The organism is Nonomuraea turkmeniaca (assembly GCF_005889735.1).
Classification (GTDB): Bacteria; Actinomycetota; Actinomycetes; order Streptosporangiales; family Streptosporangiaceae; genus Nonomuraea; species Nonomuraea turkmeniaca.
Genome location: NZ_VCKY01000147.1, coordinates 13,699 through 26,975 on the forward strand (window position 1 = coordinate 13,699; position 13,277 = coordinate 26,975).

General features: G+C 69.1%; 15 protein-coding genes and 1 pseudogene. 7 read left to right on the forward strand and 9 right to left on the reverse strand.

Annotated features, from left to right (window positions below; genetic code table 11):
* Nucleotides 1-241 precede the first annotated feature (241 nt).
* Entirely contained in the window at nt 242-1,315 is a 1,074-nt protein-coding gene (locus tag ETD86_RS34490; protein ID WP_138670837.1) for a sensor histidine kinase, read from the forward strand.
* Complete coding sequence (locus tag ETD86_RS34495) at nt 1,312-1,959, forward strand: response regulator (RefSeq protein ID WP_138670838.1); 648 nt, start codon at nt 1,312-1,314, stop codon at nt 1,957-1,959. The genes ETD86_RS34490 and ETD86_RS34495 overlap by 4 nt, the downstream gene beginning before the upstream one ends.
* On the opposite strand, the gene ETD86_RS34500 is transcribed toward ETD86_RS34495, so the two are convergent.
* The 5 genes from ETD86_RS34500 to ETD86_RS34520 are packed head-to-tail and all read right to left on the reverse strand — an operon-like array spanning nt 1,956 to nt 7,657.
* Nucleotides 1,956-2,954: an ABC transporter ATP-binding protein gene (locus ETD86_RS34500; RefSeq protein ID WP_138670839.1), complete on the reverse strand. Its 999-nt coding sequence runs from the start codon at nt 2,952-2,954 to the stop codon at nt 1,956-1,958. The two genes, ETD86_RS34495 and ETD86_RS34500, sit on opposite strands and share 4 nt — an antisense overlap.
* Nucleotides 2,951-3,916: an ABC transporter ATP-binding protein gene (locus ETD86_RS34505; protein ID WP_138670840.1), complete on the reverse strand. Its 966-nt coding sequence runs from the start codon at nt 3,914-3,916 to the stop codon at nt 2,951-2,953. Before ETD86_RS34505 ends, ETD86_RS34500 begins: the two co-directional genes overlap by 4 nt.
* Nucleotides 3,913-4,794: an ABC transporter permease gene (locus ETD86_RS34510; protein WP_138670841.1), complete on the reverse strand. Its 882-nt coding sequence runs from the start codon at nt 4,792-4,794 to the stop codon at nt 3,913-3,915. The genes ETD86_RS34505 and ETD86_RS34510 overlap by 4 nt, the downstream gene beginning before the upstream one ends.
* Nucleotides 4,791-5,846, reverse strand: a complete 1,056-nt coding sequence (locus tag ETD86_RS34515; RefSeq protein WP_211370499.1) for an ABC transporter permease — start codon at nt 5,844-5,846, stop codon at nt 4,791-4,793. Before ETD86_RS34515 ends, ETD86_RS34510 begins: the two co-directional genes overlap by 4 nt.
* A complete protein-coding gene (locus ETD86_RS34520; RefSeq protein WP_138670842.1) occupies nt 5,843-7,657 on the reverse strand; it encodes an ABC transporter substrate-binding protein in 1,815 nt (604 codons plus the stop codon). Before ETD86_RS34520 ends, ETD86_RS34515 begins: the two co-directional genes overlap by 4 nt.
* Nucleotides 7,658-7,805: 148 nt before the next feature.
* On the opposite strand from ETD86_RS34520, the gene ETD86_RS34525 reads away from it, so the two are divergent.
* From ETD86_RS34525 to ETD86_RS57385, 5 genes are all read left to right on the forward strand, one after another.
* Nucleotides 7,806-8,180, forward strand: a complete 375-nt coding sequence (locus ETD86_RS34525) for a ribosomal maturation YjgA family protein (protein WP_211370500.1) — start codon at nt 7,806-7,808, stop codon at nt 8,178-8,180.
* Between the two features lie 30 nt (nt 8,181-8,210).
* Nucleotides 8,211-8,756: a type 1 glutamine amidotransferase domain-containing protein gene (locus ETD86_RS34530; protein ID WP_138670844.1), complete on the forward strand. Its 546-nt coding sequence runs from the start codon at nt 8,211-8,213 to the stop codon at nt 8,754-8,756.
* A gap of 143 nt (nt 8,757-8,899) precedes the next feature.
* The gene (locus tag ETD86_RS34535; RefSeq protein ID WP_138670845.1) at nt 8,900-10,423 is read left to right on the forward strand and encodes an amino acid permease; all 1,524 of its coding nucleotides are present in this window, start codon (nt 8,900-8,902) and stop codon (nt 10,421-10,423) included.
* A gap of 57 nt (nt 10,424-10,480) precedes the next feature.
* Nucleotides 10,481-10,708 (forward strand): FitA-like ribbon-helix-helix domain-containing protein, encoded by a 228-nt coding sequence (locus ETD86_RS34540; RefSeq protein ID WP_138670846.1) that lies wholly within the window; start codon nt 10,481-10,483, stop codon nt 10,706-10,708.
* Between the two features lie 105 nt (nt 10,709-10,813).
* Nucleotides 10,814-11,002 carry a PIN domain-containing protein gene (locus tag ETD86_RS57385; RefSeq protein ID WP_211370501.1) on the forward strand — a complete coding sequence of 63 codons (189 nt, stop codon included), beginning with the start codon at nt 10,814-10,816 and terminating at the stop codon, nt 11,000-11,002.
* Between the two features lie 9 nt (nt 11,003-11,011).
* Here the strand turns inward: ETD86_RS57385 and lipB are convergent, their stop codons facing one another.
* The 4 genes and pseudogenes from lipB to ETD86_RS55665 form a co-directional block, all read right to left on the reverse strand.
* On the reverse strand, nt 11,012-11,647 hold the full coding sequence (gene lipB / locus ETD86_RS34550; RefSeq protein WP_138670847.1) for a lipoyl(octanoyl) transferase LipB: 636 nt from the start codon (nt 11,645-11,647) through the stop codon (nt 11,012-11,014).
* A 107-nt stretch (nt 11,648-11,754) separates the two neighbouring features.
* Entirely contained in the window at nt 11,755-12,624 is an 870-nt protein-coding gene (locus ETD86_RS34555) for an alpha/beta fold hydrolase (protein WP_138670848.1), read from the reverse strand.
* A gap of 166 nt (nt 12,625-12,790) precedes the next feature.
* The gene (locus ETD86_RS34560; RefSeq protein ID WP_138670849.1) at nt 12,791-12,982 is read right to left on the reverse strand and encodes a PspC domain-containing protein; all 192 of its coding nucleotides are present in this window, start codon (nt 12,980-12,982) and stop codon (nt 12,791-12,793) included.
* Nucleotides 12,983-13,045: 63 nt separating this feature from the next.
* Nucleotides 13,046-13,277: pseudogene (locus ETD86_RS55665) on the reverse strand (hypothetical protein); the annotation flags it as partial.

Consider the following 13,277-nt stretch of genomic DNA (forward strand, 5'->3'; position numbering starts at 1 on the left):
GTCGGGGCGGCTGGAGTCGATCAGGTGCAGGCTGGTCGTGCCGACGGGCTTGGGGCCGGTCGGCTCCGGCAGGGCGAGATCGGTCGCCGGGGTTGTCTGCGAGGCAAGAAGGATCAAGGACATGGCGATCACGGGTTCCACGATGGCGGCGGGAGGCGCCCGGCCGTCCGCCCCGATCGTCGATCGGCTCTTACGACTTTCGTCGTAAAGCCCCTCCCGACCGGACCCATACGCTGTGACCATGCGGTTCGTTCTGCTCGGCGTGGGCATGTTCGCGATCTCTCTCCCGGTGCTGCACGGCCAGGCCGGGGTGCCGTCGAGCCTGCCCCTCCCCGTGCTGGTGACGGTCGCCGCGACGGCGGGGCTGGCGACAGGGTGGGTGCGGCGGTCCTGGTGGCCGCTGTCCGTCGTGGGGGCCGTCACGTACGCGTGGCTGATGATGTGGCCGCCGCTGCTGCTCGCCTCCTACTACGCGGGCCGCTCGCTGAGCGGGCGGCGCGACATCGCCGGCTACCTCGGCGGCTGCCTGGTCGTGTGCGGAATCTCCGCGCTGGTCGGCGCATGGCAGGAGCTCCCGTCCGGCGCGCTGGGCAACGCGCTGTTCATGGCGCTGGCCGTGATCGGGCTGCCGTTCGCGCTCGGCCTCTGGGTACGCGCCCGGCACGAGGTCCAGCGACGGGCCGAACGCGAGCAGGTCATGCGGGCAGAGCAGGCCAGAGCGCAGGAGCGGGCCAGGATCGCCAGGGAGATGCACGACGTCGTCGCCCACCGGGTCTCGCTGATCGTGCTGCACGCCGGGGCGCTGGAAGTGCGGGCGGCCGACGAGGAGACGGCCAGGACCGCCGCCATGATCGGCGGGATCGGCCGGGAGGCCCTCACCCACCTGCGTGACGTGCTCGGCGTGCTGCGCTCGTCCAAGACCGACGACCAGCCGCCGCCCACACTCGCCGACCTCGACCGGCTGCTCGACCAGTCCCGCGCCCTGGGCATCGCGGTGACCAGACGCGACGAGGGCCACGTGCGACCGGTGGAGCCGACCGTGGAGCGGACCGCGTACCGGGTGGTGCAGGAGGCGCTCACCAACGTGCACAAGCACGCGGGGGCCGCCCGCACGGACGTGCGGATCCGCTACGGACCGGAGGAGCTGGAGGTGGAGGTGCGCAACCAGGCCCCGGGGTCGCCCCGCCCGGAGCTGCCGGACTCGGGCTGGGGCCTGGTGGGGCTGCGCGAGCGGGTGGAGCTGCTCGGCGGCACGTTGCGTACCAACGCGCAGGAAGAGGGCGGCTTCCTGGTGAGCGCCAGGATCCCGGCATGATCAGGGTGCTCGTGGTCGACGACGAGGAGCTCGTACGGTCGGGGCTGCGGCTGATCCTGGAGGCGGCCGGCGACATCGCGGTCGTCGGCGAGGCCCGCGACGGCGCCGAGGCGATCTCGGCCGTGGCGCGGCTACGGCCCGAGGTCGTGCTGATGGACGTACGCATGCCGGGCATGGACGGTCTGACCGCCGCCGCCCGCCTGCTGTCCAGGCCGGACGCACCCAAATTGATCATGCTGACGACGTTCGACCTGGACGAGTACGTGCACGAGGCGCTCCGCCTGGGCGCGGTCGGGTTCCTGCTCAAGGACACGCCGCCGAGGGAGCTGGCCGGCGCCGTCCACACGGTGGCCGGCGGCCAGGCCATGCTCTCCCCCTCGGTCACCAAACGCCTGATCGCCTCGTACGCCGACCGCACGCCCTCCCGCGCCGAAGCGGCCCGCACGCAGCTGGCCGCGCTCACCGGCCGCGAGGAGGACGTGATCAGGGCGCTGGCCCGCGGCCTGTCCAACGCCGAGATCGGCCGCGAGCTGCATCTGACGGAGGCCACGGTCAAGGCGCACGTCAGCCGGGTGCTGGCCAAGCTGGGCCTGGCCAACCGGGTCCAGGCGGCCATCCTGGTCCACGACGCCGACCTGGCTTAACGAGCGGCGTAGTGGCAGGCCGCCTGCGTCTCGGGCACCGCGGGCAGGATGTCCAGCAGCTCGGAACGGCATTTGCCGTCCACTCCCGCCTCGGCCGCCCGCCCGGAGGCGAGCACCTGGCAGCGGGCGTGGAAGCGGCAGCCGCCGGGGATCCGCGTCGGGTCCGGCGGCTCGCCGGTCAGCACCACCCGCTCGGGCGACTCCGGCAACACCGACATCAACGCCTGCGTGTACGGGTGCCGCGGCGCGGTCAGCACCTGCTCCACGGGGCCGGACTCGACGATCCTGCCCAGGTACATCACGGCCACCCGGTCCGCGATGTTCCACGCCAGCCCCAGGTCGTGGGTGACGACCAGCGCCGACAGCCCGAGCTCCTCGCGCAGCTTGAGCAGCAGGGCCAGGATCTCGCCGCGGACGGAGGCGTCGAGCGAGGCCACCGGCTCGTCGGCGACCAGCACCTTCGGGTTCAACGCCAGCGCGCCCGCGATCACCACACGCTGCCGCTGCCCGCCGGACAGCTCGTGCGGGTACCGCAGGAAGAACCGGTCAGGCGGCCGCAGCCCCGCCCTGGACAGGGCCGTGGCCACGACCTCACGCTCGTCCGGCAGCCCGTGGATGCGCGGGCCCTCGGCGAGGGCCTCGTACACCGTGTGGCGGGGGTTGAGCGAGCCCGTCGGGTCCTGCAGGACGAGCTGCACCTGCCTGCGGTAGGCCTTGAGCGCCTTGGAGGAGTAGTCCAGCGCGGCGCCGCCGTAGCGGACCTCGCCGGAGGTGGGGCGTTCGAGGCCGAGCAGGGTGCGGGCCAGCGTGGTCTTGCCGCAGCCGGACTCGCCCACCAGCGCCACGATCTCGCCCTCGCCGACGGCCAGGTTGACGCCGTCCACGGCGCGGGCGCGGCGGCCGCGCGAGGCGAACTCCACGTGCAGGTCACGGGCCTCCAGCAGGGTCGGCCGCACCGTCGAGACGGCCTCCGTGGCCGCCTGCGTCTCCGTCATGACGCCTCCTGTACGTGCACACAAGCCGCGTTACGGCCGGGGCCCGCCGGCCACAGCTCCACGTCCATGGTCGCGCACCCGTCCAGCGCGACCGGGCAGCGCGGGTGGAACGAGCAGCCGGTCGGCAGCTCCATCGGGTCGGGCGGGTCGCCGCCGAGCCCTTGGGGCGCCAGTCGCGACGCCGGGTCGCCCACTGTCGGGAACGCCGCCGCCAGGGCCTTGCTGTACGGGTGCTTGGCGTCGTGGAAGACCTCGCGTGACGGGCCGTGTTCGACGACGCGGCCGGCGTACATGACCGCGAGCTGGTCGCACACGTCGGCGAGCACCGACAGGTCGTGCGAGATCATGATCAGCGAGATGTCGTGCTCGGCCACCAGGTCTTTGATCAGCGTGAGGACCTGGGCCTGGACCATCACGTCGAGCGCGGTGGTGGGCTCGTCGGCGATGATCAGCCGGGGCGAGCAGGCCAGCGCCATCGCGATCATCACGCGTTGCCGTTGCCCGCCCGACAGCTCGTGCGGGAAGCTGCGTGCCCGCCAGTCCGGCAGGCCGACCTGTTCGAGCAGCTCGGTCACGCGCCTGCGGGCCGCGTCCGGCTTGGCCAGGCCGTGTACGAGCAGCGGCTCGGCGATCTGGTCACCGATCCTGCGCACCGGGTTGAGCCCGTGCTGGGCGCCCTGGAACACGATCGAGGCCTCCGCCCAGCGCACCGCTCGCATGCGGCCCCACTTCATGGCGAGGACGTCCTCACCGTCGAGCAGGATCCGGCCGCCGACGCGCGCGTCCCGTGGCAGGAGCCGGAGCAGCGCCATGGCCAGCGTCGACTTGCCGGATCCCGACTCGCCGGCGACTCCGAGTGCCGCTCCGGAGTCCAGCGTCAGCGACACACCTCGCACCGCGGGCACCTCGCCCGAGGCGATGCGGTAGGTCACCGACAGGTCGTCGAGCTCGAGAAGAGTCATGCGGCCCTCCTGAGCCTCGGGTTCAGCACGGCCTCCAGGGCCCGGCCGACCAGGGTGAACGCCATGACGACGGCGAGGATGGCCAGACCGGGGATGAGGATGTACCACCACGCGCCCTGGGTGGCCGCGCCGTAGTCGTACGAGCCGCGCAGCATCGTCCCCCAGGAGGTCTTGTTGGCGCTGGCGCCGAGGAAGGCCAGCGTGGACTCGGTGACGATGGCGCTGGCCACCTCTAGCGTCGTGCTGGCCAGCAGCAGCGGGGCCACGTTCGGCAGCACGTGCCGGGTGGTGATGTGCCAGTGCCCGGCGCCGAGCGCCTTCGAGCGCTCGATGTAGGGCCTGGCCTCGACGGAGAGCGTCTGCGCTCGGATCAACCGGGCGGTCGAGGGCCACGTCGTGATCCCGATCGCCATGATGATCGTGAACGTGCTGCCACCCAGGATGGCTGCCAGCACCAGCGCGGTGACCAGCGACGGCAGCACCAGGAACCAGTCGGTGACGCGCATGAGCGCGCCGCCGAGCCAGCCGCGGAAGTGGCCGGCCGCGACGCCGACGACGAGCCCGATCACGATGCTGAGCAGTGCGGCCAGGAAGCCGATCAGCAGCGAGGTGCGCGAGCCCCACCAGACCATCAGCAGGATGGAGCGGCCGGACTCATCGGTGCCGAACGGCTCGCTCAGGCTCGGTGGCGCCCACTTCTCGCCGGTGCCCCTGACGACGCTGGTCACGTCTTCGCTGATGAACAGTGGCGCGACCAGCGCGAGCACCACGGCGACGACAAGGATCCCCAGGCCGATCATGCCGGCCCGGTGCTTACGGAAATCGGCCCAGAAGCGGCTGAGCGCGAGCCGTCTGCGGGTCGCGGCGACACTGGTCATGCTGCCCTCACCCGCGGGTCGAGCACGTGGTAGACCACGTCGGCCAACGTGTTCATGAGGATCACGGCCACGGTGATCAGCATGAACGTGCCCTGCATGAGCGTGAAGTCAGGCACCCTGACCGCCTCGTAGAACAGCTGGCCCAGACCGGGCCAGGTGTAGATCGTCTCCACGGTGACCGCACCGCCGACCACGAAGCCGACGCGCATGAACACCAGCGTCACCGTCGGCAGCAGGGCGTTGGGCATCGCGTGCCGACGGCGTACGTCGTCGTCCGTCAGGCCCTTGGCGCGCGCCACGGTGACGTAGTCCTGGCTGACCTCCTCCAGCAGCGACGAACGCATGACGAGGAGGTACTGCGCGTAGACCACGGCCACCAGCGTCAGGCACGGCAGGACCATGTGGGACGCCACGTCCAGGAGGTAGGCGAACCCGTCGGGCGCGTCCACGCTCTCGATGCCCCGGAACGGGAACAGGCCCGGGATCGGCCCGATGCCGACGCCGAACACCATCATCAGGAGCAGTCCGAGCCAGAACGTCGGCACGGACCACAACACCAGCGACGCACCGGTGGAGAACCGGTCGAACCTGCTGCCGTGCCGCCACCCGGCCCGCGCCCCCTGCCAGATGCCGAGGCTGACCGCGATGACCAGGCCCGTCCCGGCCAGCAGCAACGTCGGGCCGAGCCGCTCGCCGATCAGGTCGAGCACCGGCCGCTTGTACTCGTACGACGTGCCCAGGTCGAGCCTGAGCGTGTCGCCCACGAAGTCGAAGAACTGGTCGATGAGCGGCTTGTCCAGGCCCAGCCGCCGTCGTTCGAGGTCGAGCTGGGCCGGGGTCATGTTGCGGCCCTGCGCCAGGTTGCGTACTGGATCGCCGGGCAGCAGCCGGAACAGGAAGAACGTGCCGACGATCACCATGGCGATGCTGAACAACGCCCCACCGGCCTTCGACAACGCGTACTGCAGCGTGCCGCGGCCAGTGGAGCGGTCGTCACCAGGGCCCGCCGCCTGGGCGACGGCGGGCTCTGCTGCTTCGAGAGGAGTCGTCATTCGCGTTCGTCGGCGGTGCTCTTGCGCCGCCTGGTCAGAAGGAAGGCCCCCAGGCCCACGACCACCACGCCACCGACGATACCGACGATCAGGCCGGTGTTCGAGCCGCCGCCGGTCGCGCCGCCGCCCGTCGCCGTGGCCTTGACGTCCACGGTGTAGAACGGCCAGTAGCCGCTGCCGCCGTACAGCAGACCCTTGTCCTCGGGGATCGGGGTGATGCTGGTGATGCGGTCCTTGCGGTAACCCTCAAGGTCGTTCGGGTAGTAGATGGCGATGATCGGCGCCTGCGTGTAGAGCCGCTCCTGCATCTGCTTGAGGATCTCGGCACGCTTGGGCCGGTCGAGCTCCTTCAGCTGCTCCTGGTAGAGCTTCTCGAAGGTCTCGTCGCAGAAGAACGACTCGGTGCCGCCGCCCTCGCCGCCCGGGGCCGGCCTGCGGCTGCACAGGTGCGTGGCGAAGACCTCTTCGGGGTCGGGGTTGACCGACCAGCCGCTGATCGCGATGTCGAAGAGGCCGGTGACGCCGGTCTCCTCGCTGAACTTGCTGGAGTCCAGCTTCTTGGTGGTCAGCGTGATGCCGATCTCCTTGAAGAAGCCGGTCAGGTATTCGGCGAGCTTGTCCTCGATCGGGGTGTCGGTGTGGATGCTGAAGCGGAACTCCAGCTTGCGGTCGCCGTCGGGCATCGTGCGGACGCCGTCGGCGCCCTTCTTGTAGCCGGCGTCGTCGAGGATCTGGTTGGCTTTGGCGGGGTCGTAGCCGACCTTGGTGTCGCCGCTGGCCTCCCAGAAGAAGTCCGTGTACATGGGCGGCACGATCGAGCCGTCAGCCGGCTTGGCCAGGCCGTTCTGGACCTCGTCGACCAGCTTCTGCTTGTCGATGGCGTGGTGCAGCGCCTGGCGGACCTTGACGTCCTTCAGCGCCGGGTGGCCGTCGCCGACGGGCTTGTCGTCGGTCGTGGTGGCGCCGTGGTTGATCTGCAGGTAGGCCGCGCGCCGGCCTTGGGTGTTCCACGCCTCGATGTTCGGGTCGTTCTGGATGGCCTGGAACTCGGGCGGCGACAGGCGGCCGATCAGGTCGATGTCACCGTTCTTCAGGCCGGCGATCGCGGCCTGCGGGTTGTCGTAGAAGATGACCTGCAGCTCGTCGATCTTGGGCTTGCCGCGCCAGTAGTTGGGGTTGGCCTGCAGCTTGACGTACTGGTCCTTCTTGTGCTCGACCGCGAAGTACGGGCCGCTGCTCACGGTCGGGTACTTCTCTGCGTCGTAGTTGGCCATGTCGGTGACCGACTCCCAGGCATGCTTCGGCATGATCGGGACCGGGTTGTCCAGCATGGACGCCTGAGGGGCCTTGAGCTTGATCGTCAGGTCCTGGCCGCTGGCCGTGACGCTCTCGAAGTTCTCCACCGCCGGGCCGTTCGCGGTCTTGGCGGCCTCGTCCGTCATCATCTTGTTGAACGTCCAGGCGGCATCGTCGGCCGTGACCGGCTTGCCGTCGGACCACTTGGCGGCGCGGATCTTGAACGTCCACGTGAGCCCGTCCTCGGACGTGGTCCATGACTCGGCCAGGTCAGGGCTGGGCTGGAGCGTCTTGGAGTCCGGCACCGTGAGATAGCCGTACATCCAGCGGTGAATCGACGTCGAGACCAGGCGGACGGCCAGGAACGGATTCATCGAATCCATGGCCTGGGTCGCGCCGACGCGAACGGTCTTCTTCCCCGCTGCCGGGTCCTGGGCAAGGGCTGCCGTGGCCCCTTGACCTGCTACTAATAGCGCCACGCCCAGCGCGGCCAGGCGCGCGAACCATTTACTCATAAGTGCCTCACCTTCAGGCGCGGGGTTCCTGTGTAGAGAAAGGCACACCATACGAAGACCGCGTGTCAACGCGTGGCGGAAAATTGTTTCATCTTCGTTTCCTTTGGCGGTGTAAATTTTCAGCCCTTGTGGGACTACCGTGAGCTGCGTGTCCCGCCTGCCCGTCGTCCTCGCCGCCGCCCTGACGATCGCGGCCGGACTGGGGGTGCGACTGTTGTGGGACGGCCCGGTGCCAAAATACGCGGGCGACGCGCTCTACACCGTGCTCATCTACACTCTCGCCGTGCTGATCCGGCCGGGGATCCGCCCGTGGGCGGCCGCGCCGGCGGCCACGGCGTTGAGCTGGGTGATCGAGTTCGCCCAGCTCGCGGAGATCCCCGCCGTCCTTCGCCCCGTGCTGGGCAGCACCTTCAACCCGCCCGACCTGTTCTGGTACGCCGTCGGTGCGGGAGCCGCATGGGCCGCCCACACGTTCTGGCTCCGGCGGCGGAAGCAGCCGCATACTTCCCACCCCGCCGGATAGGTGAGGGGAAACACGTGGGAGGGAGTTCACATGCTGAACGGCAAGACCATCGCATTCCTGGTCGCCCCCGAGGGAGTCGAGCAGGTGGAGCTCACCGAACCGTGGAAGGCGGTCAAGCAGGCCGGTGGGACACCCAGGCTGGTCTCCACCGACTCCGGCCAGGTCCAGGCGTTCAACCACCTGGACAAGGCGGACACGTTCGCCGTGGATGACACGGTGGACGGCGCCGACCCGGCCGCGTTCGACGGCCTCGTCCTTCCTGGGGGTGTCGCGAACCCCGACTACCTGCGTACGGTGCCGCAGGCCGTGCGGTTCGCCCATGCCTTCTTCGACATGGGCAGGCCGGTGGCGGCCATCTGCCACGCGCCCTGGACTCTGATCGAGGCCGACGTGGTGCGTGGACGTACGCTCACGTCCTGGCCCAGCCTCCAGACCGACCTGCGCAACGCCGGCGCGACCTGGGTGGACCAGGAGGTCATGGTGTGCACGGCCGGCCCGAACACACTGGTCACGAGCCGCAAGCCGGACGACCTCAAGGCCTTCTGCCAGGCCGCGGCCGACGCGTTCGGCGCCTGATCCATCGCCCGCGGCCTTCCAGGTCGCGGGCTTCTTCTTGCCCTGACGGCAGCGAAACTCGCCTGTAACGCCTTGTCCCCTGAATCGAAATGGTCTAGATGTAGTCCAAATGGTGCGTCCTCCGCGCCCCCCAGGGAGACCTCATGACCATTGACGAGGATTCCAGGCGACTCGCCGAGCTCGGCTACAAGCAGGAGCTGGCCCGGACCTGGAGCGGATTCTCTAACTTCGCCATCTCCTTCTCCATCATCTCGATTCTCGCCGGCTGCTTCACCACGTTCGGACAGGCCTGGAACAACGGCGGCCCCATCGCCATCTCGTGGGGCTGGCCGCTGATCTCCGTGTTCATCCTGATCATCGGCTTCTGCATGTCGGAGCTGGTGTCGGCATACCCGACGGCAGGCGGCATCTACTGGTGGGCCGCCAAGATGGGCAAGCCGATCCACGGCTGGTTCACCGGCTGGCTCAACCTGATCGGCCTGATCGCCGTCACCGCGTCGGTCGACTACGGCTGCGCGACGTTCCTCAACATCACCATCAGCCGGTTGTTCGGAGGCGAGGCCACGCTCACCCGGGCGTTCGTGCTCTTCGTGATCGTCCTCGCGCTGCACGCCCTGATCAACATCTTCAGCCACAGGCTGATCTCGGTGCTGCAGAACGTCTCGGTCTGGTGGCACGTGGCGGGCGCCGTGATCATCGTTGCCATCCTGATCTTCGCGCCCAATCAGCACCAGTCGGCCGACTTCGTCTTCTTCGGCACGAACAACGCCTCCGGCTTCGGCGACGGCTCCAACGGGCTCACCTTCTGGCTGTACGTGCTGCCGCTCGGCTTCCTGCTCACCCAGTACACGATCACCGGCTTCGACGCCTGCGCCCACGTGTCGGAGGAGACGCATGGCGCGGCCACGTCCGCGGCCCGCGGCCTGTGGCAGTCGATCTTCTACTCGGCCATCGGCGGCTGGATCCTGCTGCTGGCGTTCCTGTTCGCCGCCACGAACGTGGACGAGATCAACAAACAGTTCGGCTTCGTCGGCGCCATCTTCGAGACGGCGCTCTCGTCCCCGCTGGCCACCGCGATCTTCGCGATCTCCACCATCGGGCAGTTCTTCTGCGGCATGAGCTGCGTGACCTCGATGTCGCGGATGACGTACGCGTTCTCCCGCGACGGCGCGGTGCCCGGCTGGCGGCTGTGGTCCAAGGTGGACCGCAACCGCACCCCCGTCAACGCGATCATCGCCGGCTGCGTGGTGGCCGCCCTGATCACGCTGCCCGCCCTGTACGCCCCTCCCGGATTCACCACGCCGGTCGCCTTCTACGCCGTCGTGTCGATCGCGGTCATCGGGCTCTACCTGGCGTTCCTGATCCCGATCTGGCTGCGGTTGCGCATGGGCGACAAGTTCCAGCCCGGCCCGTGGACCCTCGGCAAGAAATATCGGGTTCTGTGCTGGATCGCCTGCGTCGAGATCGTGATCGTCTCGATCTACTTCATCATGCCGTTCTCGCCGGCCGGCGTACCGGGCAGCCCGGACTTCGCGTGGACGTCGGTCAACTACGCGCCGATCGCGGTGGGGGTGGTGCTGATCGGCATCGCCCTGTGGTGGACGCTGTCGGCCAAGCACTGGTTCACGGGCCCCCGCCGTACCGTCGACGAGGTCCCCGCTGACTGACGCCTTGCCAGTGGGTACGGCTCCCGCGAGCCGTACCCATCTGCTTGCATCACAGGTATGGCAACCCTCTATATTCGCGACGTCCCTGAGCCGGTCGCGGAGTCGTTGAAAGAGCACGCCGCCGAAGCAGGCATGTCCCTTTCGGCCTACGTGGCCAGAGAGCTGGCTGACATCGCCGCGCGTCCGACCAATTCCGAGATGGTCAAGCGGCTGAAGAGGCAAGACCGCTCGCAGGGGCCGTCGACCGCCGACATTCTCGAGGCCGTCGCAGAGGGCAGGCGATGATCGTCATCGCCTCATCGGCCATGGTCGAGGCCCTGGTCGGCCGCGAAGCACCAACAAAGCTTCTCGACGCCCTTCAGGCGAGCGTCCATGCCCCGCATCTGCTCGATGTGGACGTGCAGTCGACCCTGCGGGGGGCTCGCGCTGGGCGGCAAGCTGACCACGGCCGCGGCCGAGCAATCGCGAGTCGACTACCTCGCGCTGGCGGAGGCGTTGGAAGCGCCCCTCTTCACGTGCGACGGCAAGCCGGCCGGAAACGCGCACAACGCCGACGTACAGGTGTTTCCGCGCAGCTGACCCCTGCTCTCAGGCCGCCTCGAAGGCGGCGGACACGGCCGCTCGGACCTCGTCCATGGTGGCCGAGCCCAGCTCGCGCTGGAGCGAGGTCATGTCCACGTCCGGCATCCCGCAGGCGACCGCCCAGTTCCACGGCGTCAGATCGCCGTCCACGTTGAGCGCGAACCCGTGGCTGGTGACACCCCGGCTCTGGCGCATGCCGATGGAGATGATCTTCCGGCCGGTCTCCGCGGTCCAGACGCCGGTGAGCAGCTCGGACCCCGGCGGCGTGTCACGCCGCTCGGCCGGCAAGCCGAGCTTGCCCAGCGCCTCCACCAGCCGCAGCTCCACCTCGCGCACGTAGTCGACGATGCCCTCGTCCTCGTGCAGCTTGACGATCAGATAGCCGACGAGCTGCCCAGGACCGTGGTAGGTGAGCTGCCCGCCGCGGCCCGTCTCGACCACCGGGATGCCGCGCGTGGGGTCGGGCAGGTGGGTGATCGGCGTGCGGCGGCCCACGGTGTAGACGGACGGATGGCTGAGCAGCCAGAGCGTGTCCGGCCGCTCGTCCCGCTGGCGCTGCCCGACCAGGTCGGTCATGCGCTCCATCGCCGTGTCGTAGTCGACGAGATCGTCCTGAATGAGTGTCAGCGGCCTTGCCCTCATGCTTCGAGGATAAGACGCCTCCCGGAGACCGGCGCACGCACATGGCTCTACAGGCGGCCGGCCCGATCGTCGGGCCGCCCGCACGGTGGGGACGTGTGCTCGCGCCTTTACTCGGCGAGGACCTGGCGCAGCGTGACGGCGAAGGCGTCCGGGTCGCCCGTCATGCCGAACTCGCCGCCGAGAAAACCGCCGTGGTTACTGGGAAAGGTCACCGGCTTCGTCCCGAGGCGTTCGGCGACCGCCACGCCGGCGCGGTGGGCCATTTCACCCTCCGACTCGGCGCCGACGCCGACGACGATGCGCGTCGGCGCCGCGCGGAGCGCCTCGAAGTCGTGGTGGTGGTGCGTACAGGTCATGATGTTCTGCCCGAACAGCGCGTCGTCCCGGGAACCGTCGTCTTCCGTCGGCATCCCGAAGTCGGCCGGGCTCGGAACGGGCTGATCGGCGAAATCAGCCGGAATCTCGCCGCGCAGGCTGGTGATCGCGATGAACTTCGCCATCGCCGGTCCGAACCCGTCCCGCTCGTACGTCTGACGGATGTCCACCACCGCGGCCAGCGCCCGCTCCCGGTCCGGCAGTTCCTGGGCGGCCGGGGGCTCGTGCGCCACGAGCGTGCGGACCTGCTCCGGATGCCGGGCCACCAGCGCCAGCCCATTGACGGCGCCGCCGCTGCTGCCGAAGACGTCCACCGGCCCGCCGCCGAGCGCGGTGATGAGCCGGTGCAGGTCGTCGCCGTGCTGCTCGGGCGTCGACTCTACGGCGCCGTCGGTCCGCTCGCTCCGCCCGATCCCTCGCGGGTCATAGGTCACCACCGTGCGATCCGGGAAGTGCCGGGCCAGGCTGGTGAACCCGCTGGCGTCCATCGGCGATCCGATCATCAGCAGGATCGGATCGGTGCTCGCGCCGGACTCCCGTACGTCGTAGTGAAGAACGGCGCCGGGGACCTCTAGGGTGCGGCTCTTGGGCTCGGTCGTCATCTGGTCGCTCCTTCTCGATGCTCGTGATGAAGACCATGGCGAGCATCGAAACTCATCGGTGTTCCTGCGTGCCGATCCACAGCAGGACCTCGTCGGTGCGGCGCGGGGGTGCGCCGGAGGCGCCGGCTTCTGCGGCGCGCAGCGCACCCCTCGCCGAAGGCCGGCGCTACGCCGCGCGGTAACCCTTGGGCGCCTCAGGAACGAGCACCCACATGACGACGTAGACGACCCACAGCGGCCCCGGGATGAGGGACAGGAGCAGCCAGAGCACCCGGACCAGAGTCGGCGACCAGCCCAGCTTGTCGGCGATGCCCCCGCAGACACCCGCGATGATCCTGTGTTCTCGTGAGCGGTACATGATTGATTCCTCCGTGTATGACGACCTACCTGGAAAACGGCCAGCCAGGCCGTAGGACTCCCGTCAGGAACCCTGAGAAAACCCTGTAAGGGTGAGCCATTCATGTGCCATGCCCAGATGGCGGCTGGTCAGTCCGTGCATGGGATCCACGTGGACGAGGAGGAAATCGTCCAGACCCTGATACACCCTGAGGTACTCCTCGTCCTCCGCCCACACCTGGTCGTCGAACCAGACGAACGGGCGGCGGCCCGCGTATGCCGCCACCTGCGGGGTTTTGAACAGTTCGCCGTACTCG

Bases quoted from the DNA above. Each gene is read 5' to 3' on its own strand.
- ETD86_RS34505 (WP_138670840.1), bottom strand. From the start codon at position 3,916: ATGACTCTTCTCGAGCTCGACGACCTGTCGGTGACCTACCGCATCGCC.
- ETD86_RS34560 (WP_138670849.1), bottom strand. From the start codon at position 12,982: ATGTACCGCTCACGAGAACACAGGATCATCGCGGGTGTCTGCGGGGGC.
- ETD86_RS34510 (WP_138670841.1), bottom strand. From the start codon at position 4,794: ATGACCAGTGTCGCCGCGACCCGCAGACGGCTCGCGCTCAGCCGCTTC.
- ETD86_RS34515 (WP_211370499.1), bottom strand. From the start codon at position 5,846: ATGACGACTCCTCTCGAAGCAGCAGAGCCCGCCGTCGCCCAGGCGGCG.
- ETD86_RS34530 (WP_138670844.1), top strand. From the start codon at position 8,211: ATGCTGAACGGCAAGACCATCGCATTCCTGGTCGCCCCCGAGGGAGTC.
- lipB (WP_138670847.1), bottom strand. From the start codon at position 11,647: ATGAGGGCAAGGCCGCTGACACTCATTCAGGACGATCTCGTCGACTAC.
- ETD86_RS34495 (WP_138670838.1), top strand. From the start codon at position 1,312: ATGATCAGGGTGCTCGTGGTCGACGACGAGGAGCTCGTACGGTCGGGG.
- ETD86_RS34540 (WP_138670846.1), top strand. From the start codon at position 10,481: ATGGCAACCCTCTATATTCGCGACGTCCCTGAGCCGGTCGCGGAGTCG.
- ETD86_RS34500 (WP_138670839.1), bottom strand. From the start codon at position 2,954: ATGACGGAGACGCAGGCGGCCACGGAGGCCGTCTCGACGGTGCGGCCG.
- ETD86_RS34535 (WP_138670845.1), top strand. From the start codon at position 8,900: ATGACCATTGACGAGGATTCCAGGCGACTCGCCGAGCTCGGCTACAAG.
- ETD86_RS34555 (WP_138670848.1), bottom strand. From the start codon at position 12,624: ATGACGACCGAGCCCAAGAGCCGCACCCTAGAGGTCCCCGGCGCCGTT.
- ETD86_RS57385 (WP_211370501.1), top strand. From the start codon at position 10,814: ATGTGGACGTGCAGTCGACCCTGCGGGGGGCTCGCGCTGGGCGGCAAG.
- ETD86_RS34520 (WP_138670842.1), bottom strand. From the start codon at position 7,657: ATGAGTAAATGGTTCGCGCGCCTGGCCGCGCTGGGCGTGGCGCTATTA.
- ETD86_RS34490 (WP_138670837.1), top strand. From the start codon at position 242: ATGCGGTTCGTTCTGCTCGGCGTGGGCATGTTCGCGATCTCTCTCCCG.